The organism is Christiangramia pacifica (genome assembly GCF_057221535.1).
The window spans coordinates 2752900-2774326 of the sequence record NZ_CM170146.1 but is presented as its reverse complement, the minus strand read 5'-3'; the positions used below and the strand labels follow the sequence as shown (position 1 = coordinate 2774326).

Sequence of the window (21427 nt, the reverse complement as noted above, 5' to 3'; positions counted from 1 at the left end):
TGGTCAAACAGAATCTTTCGAAACAGCCCTTTCGGAATATATTATTTATTACTAAACCTAGCTTTTACCAAGCTTATTTAGAATATCGATCTGTTGTCCTTCTTCGAGGTTAAAACCTGGTTTTCCTTTTCGAGGAAACAAGAAAGTAAATGGAGTATCAAATGCAGCCCAGCTTTCTGCCAGTCCAAAATCATTATTCTCATTCTTTTTCTCAGGTCTGATAAAAGTATTCAACTCTGAATCATAATCTGATCCAACAGCATCTTCGCCTGGGAAAAGCATACCATCATTGATTTCAGTATAAACGACTACAGATGCTCCTTCACTTCCCGGAAGGTCAAAAATATTAATATCAAAACTGTCAAGAACCTTGTCTTTTCCAGTGATATCTTTGGTTTTGAAGTCATCCTTGAAATTATTCCTAGGGTGCGCATAAATTGGTGCTCCACCTGCATCTTCAGAAATAGTTTTCAGATCGGCATATGCAGTTTTCAGAATACCATCACAAGTGATAAGAATACCTTTAATATTATATCCTTCTTCCACCAGCTTTTTTACAGCAGCCTTTGAAGATTTTTCAACAACATCTATGAGGATCATATCTCTGCGATTTAAATGTCTGATCGCATATCCCTGATTATAAACTCCGTTTTCTTCATCTCCTTTTATAATAAAAGTGTCCGGGATCAATTTTAAAAATTTCCCCTGTTCACCTTGTTGTATAAATTCTGCCGACTGGCTGTGAAGTACCTCCATTTTATCTACTGTCTTCATATATAAATGTTTTTTAATTGATGATTGAAGATACAAAAGAAGGCTGTAGACGTCAACCCAGTTTTTAAATGTTTAACTGGTTTTAGGACTTAATTAACGGAATAAGAAAACCTGTATAATTACCGTGATGGCTTAAAGAAAAAGGAACGGATTTCTCCTCATTACAAAAATAGATAGAGGGTATGTTCTTTTCATTTTTTCTTATTTCGAAATCATTTTCTGAAAATTCCAGACTGTGAGAGACTAACCTTAATAGTTCTTCTTGAGCATAAACAGTATTGTAGTATACTTTCGAAATTAAATTGTTTGAAAAGGTGTAACTGTGAATATAATTGGAAGTAATTTCTGAATAACACTCATAATTTAAATTTTGATGTTTTACCTCAAAGCTATTCTCTCCTATGTCTACACAATTAAATTTTGATGGATTAAATATTCTGTGAGAGTTGAATATTCTTTGGTGAGCTTTATACACTGTTTCTTTTAAAGACCAGAATTGCCAGATCATTATTTCAGGATTAGATGAAGAGTTAATTTGATCAATTTCCTCTTTATTGAAAATCTTATTTAAAAACCTTGAGTTACCAGCTTTTTTGTTTTTTAAGGCAAGGTTCAGGTCTATGAGATCGTTTCCTATCAAGCCTGGGCTAATTTATTCTGAATAATATTCTTTGCATCACCAACGGTAAGCATCCCTTCCATAGATTCATTATCTATTTCAATATCGAATTCATCCTCCACGTCCAATACCACATCTACAAGATTGGCAGAATTTATCTGAAGGTCCTGCAGGAAATCTGTGTCCTCCTGAAAATTTTGAAGTCCCTCTTCTCTTTGAACGTATGGAGTAACAATTAATTTAAGCTTGCTAATAATCTCTTTTTCACTCATGATTAAATTTTAGGCAGTATATTTTTTTAGTAAAACTACAGCATTTACATCTCCAAATCCAAAACTGGCCTTCGCCAGAACTTCAATTTTTTGATCAGTTACGATTTTCTGCGGTATTTTATCAGAATCGATCATTTCAAGAATCTGTGGGTGTATATCTTCACAATTAACATTCGGAAATACATAGTTACCATTTAACTGAAGCACCGATGCTACGCATTCTATGGAACCTGAAGCGCTTAAACAATGCCCAGTCATACCTTTTAAAGAATTAATAAACGGAAAATCTTTCCCTTTTCTATTCAACGCACTGGTCCAGTTAAGTATTTCAGCCGAATCACGGTTGGTTGCCGTAAGGTGACCGTTTATAACATCTATTTGATCAGCTGGAACTTCAGAGTTTTTCAACGCATTTTTTATGCATCTTTCAACTGCTTCATTATTTGCAGCGGTCATACTTCCCTCTCCCCTTTGTCCTCCGCTATTTACTTCTCCTCCCAGAACTTCTGCATAAATTCTGGCTCCTCTTTCCAGAGCAGAATCAAGTTCTTCCAATAATAAAGCGCCAGCTCCACTTCCGGGAACAAATCCCGTGGCGGATTCACTCATTGGTCTGGAAGCCTTTTCAGGATTGCTATTATATTTATTGGGAAGAATCCGCATAGCATCAAATCCGCCCCAAACGTAAGGACCATGATCGCCACAACTTCCTACGAGCATTCGTTTCGCCCTTCCAGATTGAATACGATCAAATCCCATCAATAGTGCTTCAGTACCAGTAGTACATGCTGAAGAATTAGTGGTTACCTGGTTGCCACATCCTAGATTTCCTCCTAAATAAGCACTAATTCCGCTGGCCATGGTTTGAACCACGCTGGTGCTTCCTAATCTCCTGGTTTTACCTTCATCAATTAAATGAATAGCTTCTCGGAATTTATCAACTCCAAGAATCCCGGTACCAAAAATGATCCCGGAATCCCAATCTGGTTGATTTTCGTCAGATATTTTCAAGTCGGCGTCTTTCCAAGCGTCAGTTCCAGCTATGACTCCATAAATAATTCCGCTGCTGTTCAAACCGCGTAATTGTAAAGGAGTAAAATATTCTTTTATAAGCTCTTCAGAAATCTGGGGCTTCCCTCCTATTTGGCAACTAAAATTAAGCTGGCCTAGTTCTATAAAAAACCGGATACCACTTTTACCGTTTTTAAGAGCATGTTCAAAATCGTGAAGACCAACGCCATTTGGCGCAGCAACTCCCATCCCGGTAATTACCACTCGTTTCCCCATACAATTAATTTCTGATGATCATTCCGGCGATTGTTCCCTTGCAAACTTTATTCCCCTCAGAATCGGACATTTCAACCTGGCATTTCAATTTATTAAATCTAAAATATTGTTTAATTGAATTCACAGTAACTTTTTCACCAGGATAAACCGGTTTGAGATATTCAATATCTGAGGACGTTAAAGCAACCTGAAGATTATCATTATTTTCTTTCTCCAAATCCAATAAATAGATCCCTAGACTCACTAATCCTATTTGCGCCATGCATTCAGTTAGAATAACTCCAGGTGTTACAGGATTATTCCTGAAGTGACCTTTATAAAAATCAAGATCGGCTATAAAAGTATAGTTGCCTGAAATAGAATTTTCATTTACACTGATAATTTCGTCTACAAATAAAAATGGAGAAGTGTAAGGCAGTTTGCTAAGGATGGTTTTCTTGTCCAATGCGCGATATTTACATTAAATGCTCTCCGCCATTAACCGGAATAATAGTACCTGTAATCCAACTGGCCTCGTCTTTACTTAGCAGATAAACAGCGTTAGCAACATCATCGGGAACGGTTAATCTTCTAAAAGGATTATGTTTTAAGGCGTGAACTCTTAATGTTTCATTACCCGGAATCATTTGAAATGAGCGGGTAACGGTTATCCCTGCCTGAATACAATTGGCGCGTATCCCATATTTGGCAAATTCCAGCGCCATGCTTCTCGTAATAGCTTCAAGGGTTACCTTTGCTGCCGAAACAGCTGCGTAATTCTTCCAGGCCTTTTTATTCCCATCACTCGTAAAAGAAATTACTCGAGCATCTTTTGTGAACAGATCATTTTTAAAAATTGCCTGGGTCCAATCATACAGGCTTAGAGCCATTGCATCTATAGTTAATTGAAAATCTATATTTTCAAGAGGACTATCTTCCCCAATCATTGGTTTCAAATTACCTTTTGCGATGCTATGCAACAAGGTTCTTATTCTGCCATTTTCACCAAGGACCTTTTTAACTTTCTGAACCAATTCTTCTCTACTCTCACGTTTTACAGCGTCTGCATTGAAGCTTTCAAATTGAACACCAGATTCACGAATTTCATCAAAAGCTTCTTCAATATCTGGAATTTCACTTCTTCTGTCTCTGTGAATGATAATAATGTTCATCCCATGCTTGGCGAGTTTTTTTGCGCTGGCATAGCCCAGGCCGCTACTTCCACCTAAAATCAAAGCCCAGTAATTCTTTCCTTGAAAATCCATTACCATTCAATTAAAATTCGTTGTGCTGAAAACCCTGGACCAAAACTCAGCATCACACCCTGCTCTCCTTTGGAAATATCTTTTTTCAGAAATCTTTCCAAAACATATAGTACAGTTGCGCTGCTCATATTTCCATATAGTCTTAAAACCTCCCGGGTATCATCTATATTCTTTCCTAAGTTACCAAAAAGATCAGAAACCGTCTGCACAATTTTTCTTCCTCCAGGATGAAAAATAAGGTGGTCTACTCTTTCAATTGACGAATCGTACTTCGCAAGAAAGGGATGGATTATATCAGGAAAATGATTTGAGATCGTTTCGGGAACGGCGGGGTCTAGTATCATTTGAAGACCGTTATTAGTCAGATCAAAACCCATCATTTGCGTGGCGTTATAGAAATGATACATTTCCTCACCCAGGATTTTAGGTCCCTTCGCTTCGTTTTCGGAAGATAAAAGCACACAGGCCGCACCGTCACCAAATATGGCAGCACTAACCATATTAGCCATACTGAAATCATTTAACTGAAAGGTAGCTGTCGGGCTTTCAACCGCAATGATTGCTGCTCGTTTTCCCGGGTTATTCTTTAAAAAATTAAAAGCGTATATCATTCCTGATATTCCCGCAGCGCAACCCATTTCGGTTACCGGAAGCCTGGTAATATCCTGTCGAAGGTCTAAGGCATTAATTAAATATGCGTCCAGGGAAGGAATCATAATCCCGGTACAACTAACAGTTATGATATAATCCAGCGATTCAGCATCCCAGCCAGCATTCATTAAGGATTTTTTCAAAACATTTTCTCCAAGCTTCTTAACTTCACGCACATAGATGTTATTTTTATCCTCAAAAGATGTGGCGGTGAAAACATCTTCCGGAGCCATGATAGAATAGCGTTTATCCACACCGGCACCTTCAAAAATCTTTAAAATTTTACGTCGAAATCTATCATCCTGATCTTCCATCCAGCCCTCAACCAATGGCAATATATCTTTTGTCTCTTTTGAATATTCTGGAAGTTCTATTTCAACTCCCTCAATGTGTACGCTCATATATTACTTTTCTTTCTAATGATCCATTGATATCTGAAAGCCCATTTCCAGGAAATCTCATGAAAACCTTTTATTTTTTCTGAATATGCTTTTATATCATTTTTTTTGAAACCTCTTAATATGGAAATCAGCCCGTCTTTCCTGGCGATCTCATTTTGTACAAATACTGCGCAAAATGCCTGGAATAACCTATAGGCTATTTTACTTCGCTGAAGATCGTTTATCACCACACCGACTTTAGATTGATCAACCAATTGATTCAAAAGATCAATGATCTGATCATTTTTAAAATGATGTAAGGTTAGAGTACATAGAATTATGTCGAATTCCATTTGCCTGAATTCTTTACTAAAAATGTTCAATTCAAGAAATTCTATGTTATCATAATTTTCGGATAGCTCTGTGGCAATATGGATCGCATGAGAATTTGCATCTATTCCAGTTAATTTAAAATTCTGATCTTTATTCCAGTCAGCAATTTTTCTGAGCATCGCTCCATTTCCACATCCAATATCTGCAATTTTGATGGTCCTCTTTTCATCAGACATAAGTTTTTTAATTCCATTGATGGTAATGCCATTTCCTCCTAGCCAGGAATTAATGTTTTCGAGGTCCTTAAGCGTGCGCTTCAATTCTTTCCCCTGAAGTTCGAAATCATCCATGATCTCACTTTCATCTGTTCGTTTCGAGGTGTCTATTCTAAACATGGATCTTTTTTCCGTGAGTGCGCTTTATAATTTGTGGTAAAATTCTAGGGAAACTTTTTATTAGGTTTTGAGAAAGTCCTGCCAGTGTCGGATTCAGAAGTACTTTCTGCAAAACTCTTCCTGTTCGAATCCTGTCTCGAAAATTCTGATTCCATTCTGAAATATATAGATTCTCCACGTCACTTCTGGTAATTTCTGATTCAGTATAAAATTTCAGAATATTTTCTGATGCGATCTTAGCACTATGAATTGCCATGGCCATACCATTTCCACATAACGGATGAATTAAACCCGCTGAATCTCCAAGCATTAGAATATGATTTTCAACAATAGATTTTTTCTCAAATGAAATCTGGGCTATGCTGAGATCTTTCTCAAATATAGGTTCTGCTACTTCAAAAAATTCTTTCAATCTTGGGTTAGACATCAGGACCTTAGTTTTGTAATCCTCAGTATTTTTAAATATTTTGAAACTTTCATAAGTGGCCAGATAGCAAACATTGATGGTATTCATTTCAGTTTGAGATAAGCCGCAGTAACCCCCATCAAAATTATGCAGGGAAACTAGATTTTCCGGATAAAAACCTTTTGGAACTTTATAATGTCCTTTTACTCCAAGCCAACCAGACTTTTCCTGAATAAAATCACGTTTTAAAAATTTGTCCAGGTTAGATCTTTTACCAAAAGCTCCAAGGACAAATTCTGAAGTCACCACATGAGAATCGTCAGTTTTAACTATGAATTTTCCTTCGGAATAATTTATTTCAACTACAGAATTCTGAATGACCTCGCAACCAGTATTTTTTGCTTCTTCATATAAAAGATTATCCAGATTGTATCGACTGATACCAATCCCGCCAAGTTCCATTTCAGTATGAATTCTTTGACCGTTTTGTGATGAAAATTCCATTTGACTGATCTTAGGTGGATTCAGCTTAAGAATGTCTACAGATAGAGATTTTAGATACGGTAAGATCTCTCCGGAAAGGTATTCCCCGCAAACCTTGTGATGAGGAAAGGTTTCTTTTTCAAATAATATCACCTTAATCCCATTTTTAGATAAATGGATTGCGGCAGTTAAACCTGCCAACCCGCCACCAATAATTGTAACCTGGGAATTTTGCACTTTATGAAGTTACATAATTAGATAAAAAAATCCCGGAATTACTTCCGGGATTCTTCAAAACTTTATTTATAAGAATTTATTAATTCTCGTTATTTTGTTGTTCAGCTTCTTTTTTAGCCTGCTCTTTAAGCTCCTCGTTTGCAACGATAGCCAACTCTACTCTACGGTTTTTTGAACGTCCTTCAGCAGTACTGTTATCATACTTCGGTTGAGACTCTCCATACCATTTTGTAGTGAATCTACCTTTGTCAATACCATTATCTACTAAATAACCAGTAACCGCCTGAGCTCTATTCTTAGAAAGAGTTAGGTTGTAACTGTCGCTTCCTGTGTTATCTGTATGACCTTCTACAAGAATGTTAGATTGAGGATATTCTCTGAAAATATCAGCAAGTTTATTCAAGGTAGTCTGAGACTTAGCATTGATATTGTATTTTTCTGTATCAAAATAAACACCACTACTTTCATCGAAGGTTACATTGATACCTTCACCAACTCTTTCAACTTCTGCTCCAGGAATTTCTTCTTCAATCTTCTTGGCCTGTTTATCCATTCTGTCACCAATAATTGCACCAGCGGCACCACCAACAACTCCGCCAATGATAGAACCTAAAGCAGTATTACCATCACCAGTGTTATTACCAATAACACCGCCAATTACCGCTCCTCCTGTAGCACCTATTACGGCACCTTTTTGCTTATTATTCGCATTTCTGGTGGCTTCACAACCGAATAATAGGCTTGATACAACCAATATGGCGAACATTCTATTAAATACTGTTTTCATAGCTATTCTGTTTACTTTAATTATTACTTAGAAAAATTCATTCTAATGGTAAAGGGAGAGCCATCTAGGCTGACTGTTTGCTCCCAAACCATGTTGGTTTCAGAAATACTTTTTAGATTTAATCTGAATCCCTGATTACCTGTGGTAGATTTGTAACTGTCATTAGTTGGTTTCAACAAGAAGTCATAAACACCTGCCGGTGTATTTTCTTCATCAATTGACCAGATGAAATAATTTGTTTCTCCATCACATCCAACACCACTTACCGTATATGTTCCACGATTATTATTGGAAACAAAATCCCATGTGCTATTTTCGAAGCATGATGCAGACGCTTCATTGAATAGGGTTACATTAAAATCACCAGGATTATTTGGGTAAGTGATACTAGTTAAGGTCCAGTTGCCGTCAAAAGTTTTTCTTGCTTCTTTAGCTACTTTACTGGTACCACCGCAAGCTGCCAATATAATAGCCACGGTAAATAAAATTAAATACTTTTTCATTCTAGATTTGTTTTAAACTAAAAATCCAATGTGCACTATGAGCTACATAAGAACACATTGGATATATAAATTGTTTTACTTTATTATCTTCTGAAAAGTCTGCTTAATAGAGAGATCACTAGTAATACAAGGAAAATGTAGAAAATGATCTTAGCAATATCTGCTGCGCCTTCTGCAACACCACCAAATCCGAAGATTGCAGCGATGATCGCGATAATCAGAAAAATAACGATTAAACGTACCATAATTTATAGATTTAATTGATTAGTTAAGTCTAAATTACAGCAGGTGTATTCCCTCAACAAAAGATTATTAATAATTTAACAGTGGATTTGTTAAGGATTCTTAATTAGTTTAAACGTTTTAATAAGACTTATTAATATTCTATTAAATCTTTCAGCTTATCTCTAAATCTATCCTTTGGAAGATATTGTTTTTCAAGATTAGCGGCGAATGGAATCGGGGTATCTAAACTACCTACACGAGTCACTGGTGCATCCAGGCTCTCAAAACAATTTTCAGAAACCTGGGCAGCAATTTCAGAGGCAAAACTTCCAAATTGCGAATCTTCTGTAAGGATGATGCATTTACCGGTTTTGGTAACAGATTGGCAAATCTTTTCCAGATCTAAAGGCTGAAGACATCTCAAGTCCAAAAGATCTGCATTGGTGAAATCCATTTCCTCAAGGATTTCCAGTGCCCAGTGGACGCCAGCTCCATAGGTAATAATGCTTACTTCTTCCCCCTCATTAATTAAGGAGGCCTCACCGAATGGAAGTGTATAGTAATCTACCGGCACATCTTGCCGAATACTTCGATATAAACCTTTATGCTCAAAAAATAATACCGGGTTGGGATCATTGAAAGCGGTATTCAATAAACCTTTCGCATCATAAGGAAAAGCAGGATATACCACTTTTAGACCTGGAACTTTAGTAAACCAGGCTTCATTAGTCTGGCTATGAAACGGTCCAGCTCCAACTCCACCACCACAAGGCATGCGTAATACCACATCGGCATTCTGGTTCCATCTGTATCTTATCTTTGCCAGGTAATTAACTATAGGATTAAAGCCGGAACTTACGAAATCACCGAATTGCATTTCAACCATGGCTTTCATACCATTAATAGATAGTCCCATCGCGGCACCTACAACTGCCGATTCACAAATAGGAGTGTTTCTTACCCTGTCTTTGCCGAATTCCTCCACGAAACCTTCTGTAATCTTGAATACTCCGCCATAATCTGCGATATCCTGACCCATTAACACCAGGTTTTCATGCTTCCTGATGGAAGATTTTAATGCCTGGGCAATTGCATCAATAAATCGAATGTTTTCACTTTTTATGGTATGGCTAACCTTCTGATATTTAAATTCTTCGTAGACATCATTTAACTCTGTAGTAGAATCAGCTACAACTGCGTTTTCGGAAAATGCTTTTTTAAGATTATCATCGATTTCGGATAGAATTTCTCTTCTATATTTCTCTATTAGATCATCAGTTAAAATCTTATTGCTTAGAAGAAAATCTTCAAAATTGAGAATAGGATCTTTCTGTTCCCATTCATCCATCAGCTCCTGGGGAACATATTTAGTTCCGCTAGCTTCCTCGTGACCTCGCATTCTAAAGGTTTTGAATTCTATAAGAACCGGGCGGGGATTATTTCTGACACTTTCCGCGATGCTGGATATTTTTGAATATACTTCCAGAATATTGTTACCATCAATAATGTGAGATTCCATTCCATATCCCGCTCCGCGATCAGCTAGATCCTTGCATCGGTATTGTTCAGAAGTTGGAGTAGAAAGTCCGTAACCGTTATTCTCGATACAGAATAGAACTGGTAAATCCCACACCGAAGCAATGTTTAGAGCTTCGTGGAAATCACCTTCGCTGGTACCACCTTCTCCCGAAAAAACTGCTGTCAACATTTTTTCTTCTCTCAATTTATGAGCCAGCGCGATTCCATCGGCTACCCCTAACTGTGGGCCCAGGTGTGAAATCATTCCAACGATCTTATATTCCTGCGTTCCAAAATGGAAGCTGCGATCTCTTCCTTTTGTAAATCCGGAAGCTTTACCCTGCCATTGGGAAAATAGTCGGTTTAATGGAATATTTCGGCTGGTAAATACCCCAAGATTCCTGTGCATTGGAAGGATATATTCATCTTTATGCAAGGCTTTGGTAACTCCTACTGAAATCGCTTCCTGACCAATACCACTAAACCACTTTGATATTTTTCCCTGTCTTAGCAAAATCAGCATTTTTTCTTCTATCATTCTAGGTTTAAGCATAGACCGATATAGGTCTAATAAAACTTCATTATCTAGACCAGATTTATCATATTCTATTTGCGCGGATTTCGTGGTATTTGAAAACATAAAATAATTTTATATCTCAAATGTAACCAAATTTCTATATGCTAAGAAAAATATAAACGAACGGCATATCCCTTTATTTTACTTAACTTTGCTTGTTACCTTATAACATAATACTGCTAAAAATGGCAATGAATAATATACCTAGCGTAGATCTGGCCGATTTTTTATCGGATGATCCAAAGCGTAAAGAAAAGTTCGTAAACGAGATAGGAAAAGCCTATGAAGAAATTGGATTCGTGGCATTAAAGAATCACTTTCTTAGTGATGAACTCGTAGAAGAATTATACAAAGAAGTTAAAGCATTTTTTGACCTGCCTGTTGAAACAAAACAGAAATACGAAATTGAAGGTCTTGCCGGCCAGAGAGGTTATATCTCTTTTGGTAAAGAACATGCTAAAGGTAAAAAAGAAGGAGATCTAAAGGAATTCTGGCATTTTGGTCAGGAGCCATCAGATGATGCAAATCTTACTGAAGAATATCCTGAAAATGTTCAGGTTGAAGAATTGAAAGATTTCAACCACACAGGAATGGAAGCCTACAGAATGCTTGAAAAAACAGGTATCTACGTTCTTCGTGCCTTAGCTCTATACATCGGTCTTGAGGAACATTATTTTGATCACTGGGCCAGCAATGGAAATAGTATTTTAAGGCCTATCCACTACCCTCCTATCAAAGAGGAACCTAAAGGAGCTGTGCGAGCAGGAGCTCATGGTGATATTAACCTTATTACCTTATTGATGGGTGCTTCCACCGGTGGACTACAGGTTTTAAGAAAAGATGGAGAATGGATCGATGCTGTACCACAGGAAGATGAATTGGTAATCAATGTTGGTGATATGCTAGAAAGACATACCAATAATAAATTGAGATCTACCATTCACCGTGTGACTAATCCGCCAAAAGAACAATGGGGACAACCAAGATACTCTATTCCATTTTTTATGCACCCACGTAGTGAAATGAAACTGGATTGTTTAGAGGAATGTATTGATGAAGATCACCCAAAACAATATGAAGATATCACCGCTGGAGAATTTTTACACCAGCGTTTAGTTGAAATAGGACTGGCAAAATAATCGTTATGGCAAAAAAGAAATTAGGTCTCGAAGATCTGGGAGGTTTCGTTTTTTCCACCAATGATGAATTTGACGAATCTGAATACACTGACGGAGAATCCCAGGAAGAACTTACTCCAGAAGATCAGCAACTTGAAGCGCATTTCAGCAACAAAGGTCGTGGCGGTAAAACCGTGACCATAATCAAAGGATTTATTGGTTCAGATGATGATCTGATTGCCCTTGGAAAAATGCTGAAGAAAAAATGTGGTGTTGGAGGTTCTACTAAAGATGGTGAAATTATCATCCAGGGCGATCACCGCGAAAAAATCATTCAGATTTTGAAAAAAGAAGGATATAATGTAAAGCGTGTTGGAGGTTGATCTAACACGCTTTTTTACATATTTAAAATGGAAAATAAAATCCTACACATCGTAAACGGTGATAGTCTGGCCGAGCAAATGCAAGAGTTGAATTTGCCTGGCGAGCTAATTATCTGGAGAGAATTACTATGTGAAGGGCCCACTCAAAAAGAGATAAATTCCAATTTTTACAAACTTCGAAAAAAGTTTCTTCTTAATACTTATAATATTTCTGCGGAAAACTACGAGGAGCGTTTTATTGATGAAATCAAACGCCTTAAAAGTTTAAAGAATTATAATCATGTAGTTCTCTGGTTTGAATTCGATCTTTTCTGTCATATAAATATGCTAGCGGCCATTAGCCTCTTAGCCGAAAAAAGTGACAAAATCCCTATTTCGCTGGTTTGTAGCAAAAAATTGAAAGGAGAAAAGGAATTTCAGCCGTTATCACAGCTAAGCATTAAAGAATTAGGTAATCATTATAAAAACAGTATTCAACTAAATACCGAGGATATTGAAACAGCAGTTTTAATCTGGGAATTATATTGTGCAAATAACCCCATGAAGTTAAAACCTCAGATAAAAGTGAAAACTAACTTTGAATATTTATCCAGTTGCCTCCGCGCGCACATTGAGCGTTTTCCAAACAGCATATCCGGGATTAATTCCTTGGAAAGAAATGTACTGAGATTAATTGACAGCTATAACATAAAAAATTTCAATCACTTGTTGGGCTATGTCTTGCAATATCAGGGATATTATGGATATAGTGATTCCCAAATGCAACGTCTTCTTAAAAAACTCTCTATTTTTTACGAAAGTAAAGATGAAAAAATCAGCTTAACTGAAAAAGGAGAAATGGCTTTAAACGGCAAAAAGAATTTTTACAGAGAGCTTAAGAATGATGAGTTTTTTGGCGGAGCAAAGATGTATGATTTTCTTTATGAATCTGAATCTCACCGAATATTAAAATTATAAAATGAGTTTAAAAGCTTCAGAATTGATCCTTAACGAGGATGGTTCTATCTATCACCTGGGACTTCTTCCGGAAGAACTGGCGCATACAGTAATTACAGTTGGTGATCCTGCGAGAGTCTCTAAGATCACTGTTCATTTTGATTCTATTGAAGTTAAAAAGCAAAAAAGAGAATTTTGCACACATACCGGTGTGTATAAGGGTAAAAGAATTACAGTGATGTCTACAGGGATGGGTACAGATAATATTGATATCGCCCTAACTGAACTGGATGCTCTTGTAAATATTGATCTGAAAGAAAAAAAGATCAAAAAGGATCTTACCAGTCTTAACATTATAAGAATTGGTACCACTGGTTCAATCCGGAAAGAAATTCCTATCGGAAGCTTTATCATCAGTGAATTTGCTCTTGGATTTGACGGATTGCTTCACTATTATAAAGATGATTTTTTTTTAAGAAAGGATATCGCCGAAGCATTTGTAGCGCAAACTGACTGGTCTTCCAAGAAAGCTACTCCATACGTGGTTCAAGGAGGTCGTGAATTGATAGATAAATTAAGTTCAGATAAAACTATAAAAGGTTTAACCGGAACGAATGTAGGCTTTTATGGTCCTCAGGGCAGAATTCTTAGGGCAGATATTCCAGATCCCAAAATGAATGATAAAATAGCCGCTTTTAATTTTAATGGTTATGAGGTTACAAACCTTGAAATGGAAACTTCGGGCATCTATGGAATTTCCAAGCTTCTTGGTCATTATGCTGCTTCTATGAATCTGGTTCTAGCTAATCGTGCTACCGGAGAATTTTTAGAAAATGCTTCGGAAATGATGGATAAACTTATCATCTATACGCTCGATAAGATCGCAGAATAGGCTTCTTATTTAACAATATATTAAAAGCAAAGCATGGTCTACTTTGTATTTTTGATCAAACAATCAATATTCCATGCAGCAACCTAATGAAGACCGATTTAGACATAGAGATCTAAATTGGTTGAGTTTTAATGAGCGGGTTCTTCAGGAAGCCTCAGATAAGATCAATCCTTTGTATGAAAGGATGAAGTTTCTGGCTATTTTCTCTTCGAATTTAGACGAATATTTCAGAGTTAGGGTTTCCCAGTTAAGGCAAATGAAAAGGGTGAAAAAGAGCATTCGAAAGAAGCTTGCACTTCGTCCATCCAAGATTACCAAACAGATCATTCAGGAAGTTAAAAAGCAGCAAAACGAATTCGGTGACATTTATAATAATGAGATCATTCCGGAACTGGCTGAAAATGGAATTCATATCATTGATGCTGAGCATTTCAGTAAAGCTCAGAAAAGTTTTGTAGACAATTATTTCAACGATAAGATTGAAGAGCATATAAAACCTATCATGCTGGATCTGGAAAAAGAGAATGAACTTTTTCTGGAAAATTCGGTTTTATATTTCCTGGTCACCTTTAAAGATGAGAACAAACTTGGAATAGTAAATATTCCGGTGGAGAAATGCGGACGCTTTGTAATGCTGAAGGATACCAAAGAAGAGCACAATATCACTTATCTCGACGAGATCATCAGACACGAAGCGCATAAGATCTTTCCGGAAAGTGAAATCACAGGAATTTTTGAAATTAAGTTATCCCGAGATGCAGAATTATATATTGATGATATTTATGAAGGAGTACTTGCTGAAAAAATATATACTTCTTTAAAGCAGCGTACAGATGGTCAACCAACCAGATTGTTGTACGATGCCAAAATGCCAAAGGAAATTCAGAAGAAGATCCGTAAATTATTAAAACTTGGAAAGATTGATATGATGCCAGGTGGACAGTATCATAACTTTAAAGATTTCTTTTCGTTTCCCGATCCTACAGAAAATAAAAAATTACATTTTAAAAAGTTACCTCCTCTTCCGCATAAAACACTGGATAAGAGTGAGGATTATTTTAAAGATATTGCTGAAAAGGATCAATCCCTGCATTTTCCATATATGTCATTTTCTTATGTGGAAAGATTTGTGGAAATGGCTGCTGAGGATGAAAAAGTTACCGAAATCAGCATTTCATTATATCGTGTGGCAGATGAATCTGAGCTTACCAGTTCACTTATGAAAGCCCTGGATAATGGTAAAAGAGTTACTGTTTTCGTAGAGGCAAAAGCGAGGTTTGATGAAGAAAATAACATCAGCTGGGGCCGAAAATTCGAGGAAAAAGGGGCGAATGTTATTTACAGTTATCCTAAGGTAAAGGTTCATTCCAAGATCATGTTGATCAGCAGGCAGGAAGGTGATGAAAATGTGAATTATGCCTATATAGGAACCGGTAATTTTAATGCAGAAACTTCAGCCATATACTGTGATCATGCCATCTTTACGGCAAATAAGAATATTACCAAAGAATTACACAGGTTGTTTAAAGTTCTTGAAGGAGAATTGATCATCCCCAGGGAAAAGAATCTACTTATTTCACCTTTCTCTACCAGACAGGAATTTGTAAAGCTCATCTATAACGAGATCGAGAATGCGCGTGAAGGCAAAAAAGCTAAAATCACTGCAAAGATGAATAGTCTTGAGGATGAGGAGATGATAGAATTACTGTACAAAGCGAGTAACGCCGGGGTAGAGATCAGAATGCTCATAAGAGGGTTTACCTGTCTTATTCCCGGAATTGAAGGCTTGAGCGAAAACATATATATTACGAGCGTTGTAGATAGATTTTTAGAACATGGAAGGATCTATCTTTTTGAAAATGGCGGTGATGAATTGATGTTTTACGGTAGCGCAGACTGGATGAACAGAAATCTTGATCGAAGGATCGAAGTCATTTCTCCCGTTCTGGATGAAGATATCAAGCAGGAATTTAAAGATATCCTGAATATTCAGCTAAGCGATAACGTGAAAGCAAGGATTCAGGATCCGGAAGAATCCAATACCTACGTCAAAAGAAAAGATGGTGAAAAGAAAATTCGTTCGCAGTATGAAATTTATGAGTTTCTGAAGAAAAAACACAAGTCATGAAAAAGATCTTAGTTGGAGGTGTGCCAGAACATTTTAATCTGCCCTGGCATCGTTGTATCGAGAAGAGTAAATTTCAGGAAATTGGTGTTGAAGTAATTTGGAAAGAATTCCCTGAAGGTACTGGCGCGATGTGTAAAGCATTACGTTCAGGAGAAATTGATGCCGCGGTGATACTTACAGAAGGGATTATTCGTGATATTATTAATGGAAACAAAAGCCAGATCATTCAGACTTATATCGCCAGTCCTTTGATATGGGGAATACATGTGGATGCGGCTTCCCCTTATAAGAACATTCAAGACTTGAAAAATACTACTGCAGCTATTAGCCGAATGGGTAGTGGCTCTCATCTCATGGCTTATGTGAATGCGGAACACCTTAATTGGAATCCGAATGAATTGAAGTTCGAGATAGTCAACAACCTCGACGGCGCAATTGAAGCTCTTAAAAATGATGAAGCCCAATATTTTATGTGGGAACATTTTACCACTAAACCGCTGGTAGATAATAAAACCTTCCGACTAATCGCAGACTGCCCTACTCCATGGCCATGCTTTGTAATTGCTGCTAGCGAAAAAGCTATAGAGTCCAAATCTGAAGCCCTGGATAAAATGCTTTCAGTTCTTAATTCTGAAACAAAGGATTTTAAGCTGCAGAAAAATATTGATGTGGAACTTTCAGAAAGATACCAGCAGAAGCTTGAAGATATCAGAAAGTGGTTAGACTTAACACAATGGAGTCAGCAGCAAATCTCTATAGAAGATTTGGACAAAGTTCAGCAGAAACTATTGGATTTAAATCTTATTGATGGAAAAGTGCCCTCAGAATCCTTAATTTATACTGAATAAGCGTTTTGTTAAAATACTGAATAACAGTTATTTAATTAATTTTTTTTCAAATTTCCTTTGTATATTTAGGCGTTTTAATTTGATCCTATATAGTACATATAGCTAAGTCATTTTAAACCGGAACCCTATTACATTTTTTCTAGTATTTCTAGCTTTAGCATTCTAAATCTCACCCCCGTTTATTTTCAGCCCCTGTGACATGATTGAGAATATCTGTAAAGATATCTTTCATGTTATGTGTCAATATTGTAACTGATTAATCAACTATAAATCAAATTTTGACATTATGAAAAATTTTAAATTGCAACTGGCGGGAATTAGACCACTTACCTATCTAGTTCTTTGTTTATCTACGATCTTATTGTTCTCTTGTGAGAAAGACCTAGCGGAAGTGAATGAAGTCACTTATGATTTGAGCGCAAAAAATAGCTATTCCGGACCTTATGAATTTCCTGGTGGTCTCATCTTCGATATTTCTGCAACTCCTGATGGAAGTATCATGATTGGATTGAATGAATTTTCCGGAAACAGGAGTATTCAGCTTATCAAAAATGGTGAGGTTTCGAAGTTAACAGATCTCAATACCAATACCGATATTAACGGAATAGAATCTATTGGTGCCGGGAATGCATTTTTTACAACAGCCGGTGTAGACCTGGCTCAGGAAGGTGAACTTTATCGAGCATCCAATGGTAAGGTTAGAATGGTAGCAGACCTGGCAAAGTTCGAAAGAGATTATGATCCTGACGCTTTTGAAGGTCCGCAATGGAAGAATCAACAATGCGAAGAAGAATTTACTGAAAACGGAGAAGTTGTATTTTCTGCGGGACCGCAAAATAATCCATATAAACTTACTGCCTTTGATGGAGAAACCGTCTTAATAGCAGATGCTGCAGGAAATACAGTTTTACAGGCGACCACCGATGGTGAAATTGACTGGAAAGCAATACTAACTCCTCCATTGAATGCGGAAGGAGAATGGTTGGAATTCTTTCAAACTACAGATGGCGTTGAAGACATAACCTGTTACGTACAACCTGTTCCAACTTCAGTGGCAATTGGTGAAGACGGTTATATCTATGTAGGTGAACTATCTGGAGCTGCACCAGAAGGGCTTCCAGTTGGGCTTTCAAGAGTTTGGAAAATGCCAGCAGACGGTATGAACATGGTATGTTCTGAAATTGACGACACTTCTGAATGTAATGTTTTGATTAGTGGTTTAACTTCGGTTATTGATGTGGTCTTAGGGCCAGATGGATTACTTTATGTTGTGGAATTTGATTCCAACAGCTTTTTATCTGCATTTGTTGAGGCAATTCCTATGGGAGGAGGAACTATTTCAGCTTATGATACAGATGGAAATTTTGTAGAGATAGTCGCTGAAAATTTAGTTTATCCAAGTGCAATCACCTTTGATAAAAAAGGTAACCTATGGGTTTTAGAAAATAAATTATTTATAGGAGGATCTTCCACTGTAAGCATGTTATAAAATTCTTTAATATAAAAGCCGGTCTAGTTACCGGCTTTTATATTACCAATCGATCTTAGATTTTCCATGCTTTTGCAAATATGCATTCGCCGCACTAAAATGTTTATTACCATACCAGTAGCCTCTGTTGGCACTTAGGGGTGAAGGATGTCCAGTGGTTAGGATCAGATGTTTTGAAGCATCGATCAATTTTGATTTTTTCTTCGCATATCCTCCCCATAACATGAATACAACATTGCTCTTTTTATCTGAGATCAATTTTATCACCGAATCTGTAAAAATTTCCCAGCCTTTTTTCTGGTGCGAACCAGCCTGATGTGCTCTAACGGTTAAGGTGGCATTCAACAACAGAACCCCTTGATCTGCCCATCTTTGCAGATTTCCGGTAGTCGGCATGGGTTTGTTCAGATCCGTTTCTATTTCCTTGAAAATGTTAACAAGCGAAGGAGGGATAGCTATATGATCTCTAACTGAAAAACATAAACCATTAGCCTGGCCGACTCCGTGATAAGGATCCTGACCCAAAATAACTACTTTCGTATCATCAAATGTGGAATGATCAAATGCAGCGAAAATCTCTGGTCCTGGAGGAAAACATTTATTTTCTGTATATTCCTTTTTTACGAATTCAATTAGATTTTGAAAATAGTCTTTTTCAAATTCAGGTTCCAGCTCCTTTTTCCAGCTTTGATGTATTCTTACGTTCATGAGAATTAAGTAACTTTGCAGTGCCTCAAAAGTAGGGAAAAATTGATATGATAAAAATTAGTTCCAGGAGTCTTGATGATCTTGAGTTTCCGGTAGTATGTGAGCAGGTTAGCGAACTTTGTGTTACCGGGATGGGAAAAGAAAAAGCTCTTAGCATTCAACCTTATCCAAATTATAATAAAACGGTTTTTGGCCTGAACCAGACCAAGGAATATTTTGATTCAAAAACGGTGGATCAACCTATTCCAAACCACGGATTCGATTCTATTCAGCAAGAGATAAAAATGCTGGGGATTGAAGGTTCAGTGATCGAGATCGGTGGCTTTAGAAAAATGGCTGCTATTGTTGATACTGTCAATTCTCATTTAAAATATTTCAAGAAATTCCAGGAACAGTACCCAGCATTATCAGAAACTGTTGGGCATATGGAGTTTGATCTCACGCTCACAGAAAAGATCAACTCTGTTATAGACCGGTTCGGAGAAATGAAAGATGACGCCTCTCCCCTGCTCCAAAACCTGAGAAGATCGATCAATTCGGTTAAAGGAAAGATCAATTCAAGCTTTAATTCAGCCCTTTCTACTTATAATTCATATGGATATCTTGACGATATTAAAGAAAGTGTAGTTGAAAATGTTCGCGTTCTTGCAGTTAGTTCCATGCACCGTAGAAAAGTGAAAGGCGGAATTATGGGAAACTCCAAAACCGGTAGTATAGTTTATATTCAGCCGGAAGCAACTTACCAGTTTACCCGGGAATTAAATAATCTTGAATACGAAGAAAAAGAAGAAGTTAAGCGAATTTTAAAAGCACTTACAGAATTCTCCAGGCCTTATCGCGAAATTCTGATCGAATACCAGGAATTATTAAGTGATATGGATGTGATTTCGGCAAAATCTAAATACGCTGAAAAGATCAATGGGGTTAAGCCTAAAATTACGAAAGAAAAAGAATTACATATTCAAGAGGCTTACCATCCACTACTTTATTTAAGCAATAAGAAGAAGGGAGAAAAAACCTTTCCACAAAGCATTCAGCTACAACCTGACAATAGGATCATGGTTATTTCAGGACCAAATGCCGGTGGTAAAAGTATTACTCTAAAAACTGTAGGTCTGCTACAAGTGATGCTGCAAAGTGGAATTTTAATTCCGGTACATGAATACAGCCGTATGTGTATCTTCAAAAAAGTGCTTACAGATATTGGTGATAATCAGTCAATTGAAAATCACCTGAGTACTTATAGCTACCGACTCAAGAACATGAACTATTTTCTTAGAAAGTGCGATGATAAAACGCTTTTTTTAATAGATGAGTTTGGAACCGGGAGTGATCCCGAATTAGGTGGTGCCCTTGCGGAAACCTTTTTAGAGGTGTTTTATGAAAAAGGTTCTTACGGTATCCTTACCACGCATTATGCTAACCTGAAGAAACTGGCGAATGAATTACCAGAAATGAGCAACGCTAATATGATGTTCGATAATAAAACTTTGGAACCGGTATATAAGCTACAGGTTGGTGAAGCTGGTAGTTCATTTACATTTGAAGTTGCTCAGAAAAATGGTATTCCATACAGCCTTATTAACCGATCAAAAAAGAAGGTAGAAAGAGGCAAGATTAGGTTTGATCGTAGTATCGCTAAACTTCAGAAGGAGCGATCAGTACTTAGAAAAACTACCGATTCTTTAAAAACGAAAGAGGAAAAGGCAGCTGCTCAGCAGGAAAAGCTGGAAGAGATCAATTTAAAGATTCAACAGAAACTGGAAAATTATCAGGAGTTATATGATACGAACCAGCGATTGATCTATTTAGGGCAGAAAGTAAATGATCTCAGCGAGAAATATTTCAGCAATAAGAAGAAAAAGGAACTTATCGGCGAATTTTTAAAACTGGTGGAAATTGAGAATTCAAAACGGAAAAAAGAATCTGCCAAGGAACAAAAACGAAAGAAAGCTAAAGAAAGACAGCTAAAACAAGAAGTTCAGAAAAAAATAAAACCAATCAGGGAAAAGAAAAAAGAAGAGAAAAAGAAGGAAGCTGAAATTAAAAAGCAGGAAGCGAATAAACCGAAAGCAAATCTTAAAATTGGCGACAGGGTGAGATTGGAAGATGGGAAAGCTGTTGGATCCATCGATTCTATTGAGAAAGGGAAAGCTATCGTAAATTACGGAATGTTTACCACTTCGGTAGGACTTGAACAATTAGAACTGGTACAGGCCGCAAAAAAGTAAATT

General features: G+C 37.0%; 22 protein-coding genes. 8 read left to right on the top strand and 14 right to left on the bottom strand.

From position 1 onward, the window contains the following. Positions 1-57 precede the first annotated feature (57 nt). The 13 genes from AC2S94_RS12705 to AC2S94_RS12645 form a co-directional block, all read right to left on the bottom strand. Positions 58-774, bottom strand: coding sequence for a hypothetical protein (locus AC2S94_RS12705; protein ID WP_484628949.1), 717 nt, complete (start codon positions 772-774; stop codon positions 58-60). An 82-nt stretch (positions 775-856) separates the two neighbouring features. After that, the gene (locus tag AC2S94_RS12700) at positions 857-1414 is read right to left on the bottom strand and encodes a 4'-phosphopantetheinyl transferase family protein (RefSeq protein ID WP_484628948.1); all 558 of its coding nucleotides are present in this window, start codon (positions 1412-1414) and stop codon (positions 857-859) included. Continuing rightward, on the bottom strand, positions 1411-1665 hold the full coding sequence (locus AC2S94_RS12695) for an acyl carrier protein (RefSeq protein WP_484628947.1): 255 nt from the start codon (positions 1663-1665) through the stop codon (positions 1411-1413). Before AC2S94_RS12695 ends, AC2S94_RS12700 begins: the two co-directional genes overlap by 4 nt. A gap of 9 nt (positions 1666-1674) precedes the next feature. Further along, positions 1675-2952: a beta-ketoacyl-[acyl-carrier-protein] synthase family protein gene (locus tag AC2S94_RS12690; protein ID WP_484628946.1), complete on the bottom strand. Its 1278-nt coding sequence runs from the start codon at positions 2950-2952 to the stop codon at positions 1675-1677. Positions 2953-2956: 4 nt separating this feature from the next. Continuing rightward, positions 2957-3397, bottom strand: coding sequence for a 3-hydroxyacyl-ACP dehydratase FabZ family protein (locus tag AC2S94_RS12685; RefSeq protein ID WP_484628945.1), 441 nt, complete (start codon positions 3395-3397; stop codon positions 2957-2959). Between the two features lie 10 nt (positions 3398-3407). Then, positions 3408-4202, bottom strand: a complete 795-nt coding sequence (locus tag AC2S94_RS12680; RefSeq protein ID WP_484628944.1) for an enoyl-ACP reductase FabI — start codon at positions 4200-4202, stop codon at positions 3408-3410. Then, positions 4196-5248 (bottom strand): type III polyketide synthase, encoded by a 1053-nt coding sequence (locus AC2S94_RS12675; RefSeq protein ID WP_484628943.1) that lies wholly within the window; start codon positions 5246-5248, stop codon positions 4196-4198. Before AC2S94_RS12675 ends, AC2S94_RS12680 begins: the two co-directional genes overlap by 7 nt. Beyond that, on the bottom strand, positions 5245-5955 hold the full coding sequence (locus tag AC2S94_RS12670) for a methyltransferase domain-containing protein (RefSeq protein WP_484628942.1): 711 nt from the start codon (positions 5953-5955) through the stop codon (positions 5245-5247). Before AC2S94_RS12670 ends, AC2S94_RS12675 begins: the two co-directional genes overlap by 4 nt. Beyond that, complete coding sequence (locus AC2S94_RS12665) at positions 5948-7081, bottom strand: NAD(P)/FAD-dependent oxidoreductase (RefSeq protein ID WP_484628941.1); 1134 nt, start codon at positions 7079-7081, stop codon at positions 5948-5950. The genes AC2S94_RS12670 and AC2S94_RS12665 overlap by 8 nt, the downstream gene beginning before the upstream one ends. A gap of 79 nt (positions 7082-7160) precedes the next feature. Further along, complete coding sequence (locus AC2S94_RS12660) at positions 7161-7868, bottom strand: YiaD family glycine zipper/OmpA-like lipoprotein (protein ID WP_484628940.1); 708 nt, start codon at positions 7866-7868, stop codon at positions 7161-7163. 23 nt (positions 7869-7891) lie between these two features. Further along, positions 7892-8371 carry a lipocalin family protein gene (locus AC2S94_RS12655; RefSeq protein WP_484628939.1) on the bottom strand — a complete coding sequence of 160 codons (480 nt, stop codon included), beginning with the start codon at positions 8369-8371 and terminating at the stop codon, positions 7892-7894. Between the two features lie 83 nt (positions 8372-8454). Beyond that, the gene (locus AC2S94_RS12650) at positions 8455-8616 is read right to left on the bottom strand and encodes a DUF1328 family protein (RefSeq protein WP_026934355.1); all 162 of its coding nucleotides are present in this window, start codon (positions 8614-8616) and stop codon (positions 8455-8457) included. Between the two features lie 131 nt (positions 8617-8747). Continuing rightward, entirely contained in the window at positions 8748-10754 is a 2007-nt protein-coding gene (locus AC2S94_RS12645) for an alpha-ketoacid dehydrogenase subunit alpha/beta (RefSeq protein ID WP_484628938.1), read from the bottom strand. A gap of 128 nt (positions 10755-10882) precedes the next feature. Here AC2S94_RS12645 and AC2S94_RS12640 point away from each other — a divergent pair, with 128 nt between their 5' ends. From AC2S94_RS12640 to AC2S94_RS12610, 7 genes are all read left to right on the top strand, one after another. Next, positions 10883-11830: an isopenicillin N synthase family dioxygenase gene (locus AC2S94_RS12640; RefSeq protein ID WP_484628937.1), complete on the top strand. Its 948-nt coding sequence runs from the start codon at positions 10883-10885 to the stop codon at positions 11828-11830. A 5-nt stretch (positions 11831-11835) separates the two neighbouring features. Next, positions 11836-12192 (top strand): translation initiation factor, encoded by a 357-nt coding sequence (locus tag AC2S94_RS12635; RefSeq protein ID WP_484628936.1) that lies wholly within the window; start codon positions 11836-11838, stop codon positions 12190-12192. A gap of 27 nt (positions 12193-12219) precedes the next feature. Continuing rightward, positions 12220-13149, top strand: a complete 930-nt coding sequence (locus AC2S94_RS12630) for a DUF1835 domain-containing protein (protein WP_484628935.1) — start codon at positions 12220-12222, stop codon at positions 13147-13149. Between the two features lies 1 nt (position 13150). After that, positions 13151-14020, top strand: coding sequence for a nucleoside phosphorylase (locus AC2S94_RS12625; RefSeq protein ID WP_484628934.1), 870 nt, complete (start codon positions 13151-13153; stop codon positions 14018-14020). A gap of 73 nt (positions 14021-14093) precedes the next feature. Continuing rightward, positions 14094-16148 (top strand): polyphosphate kinase 1, encoded by a 2055-nt coding sequence (gene ppk1, locus AC2S94_RS12620; protein ID WP_484628933.1) that lies wholly within the window; start codon positions 14094-14096, stop codon positions 16146-16148. Further along, positions 16145-16996: a substrate-binding domain-containing protein gene (locus AC2S94_RS12615; RefSeq protein WP_484628932.1), complete on the top strand. Its 852-nt coding sequence runs from the start codon at positions 16145-16147 to the stop codon at positions 16994-16996. Before ppk1 ends, AC2S94_RS12615 begins: the two co-directional genes overlap by 4 nt. 286 nt (positions 16997-17282) lie before the next feature. Next, on the top strand, positions 17283-18485 hold the full coding sequence (locus AC2S94_RS12610; RefSeq protein WP_484628931.1) for a ScyD/ScyE family protein: 1203 nt from the start codon (positions 17283-17285) through the stop codon (positions 18483-18485). Positions 18486-18527: 42 nt separating this feature from the next. Here the strand turns inward: AC2S94_RS12610 and ung are convergent, their stop codons facing one another. Continuing rightward, positions 18528-19193 carry a uracil-DNA glycosylase gene (gene ung / locus AC2S94_RS12605; protein ID WP_484628930.1) on the bottom strand — a complete coding sequence of 222 codons (666 nt, stop codon included), beginning with the start codon at positions 19191-19193 and terminating at the stop codon, positions 18528-18530. A 47-nt stretch (positions 19194-19240) separates the two neighbouring features. Between ung and AC2S94_RS12600 the strand changes: the two genes are divergently transcribed. Further along, on the top strand, positions 19241-21424 hold the full coding sequence (locus AC2S94_RS12600) for an endonuclease MutS2 (protein WP_484628929.1): 2184 nt from the start codon (positions 19241-19243) through the stop codon (positions 21422-21424). The last annotated feature ends 3 nt before the right edge of the window (positions 21425-21427 follow it).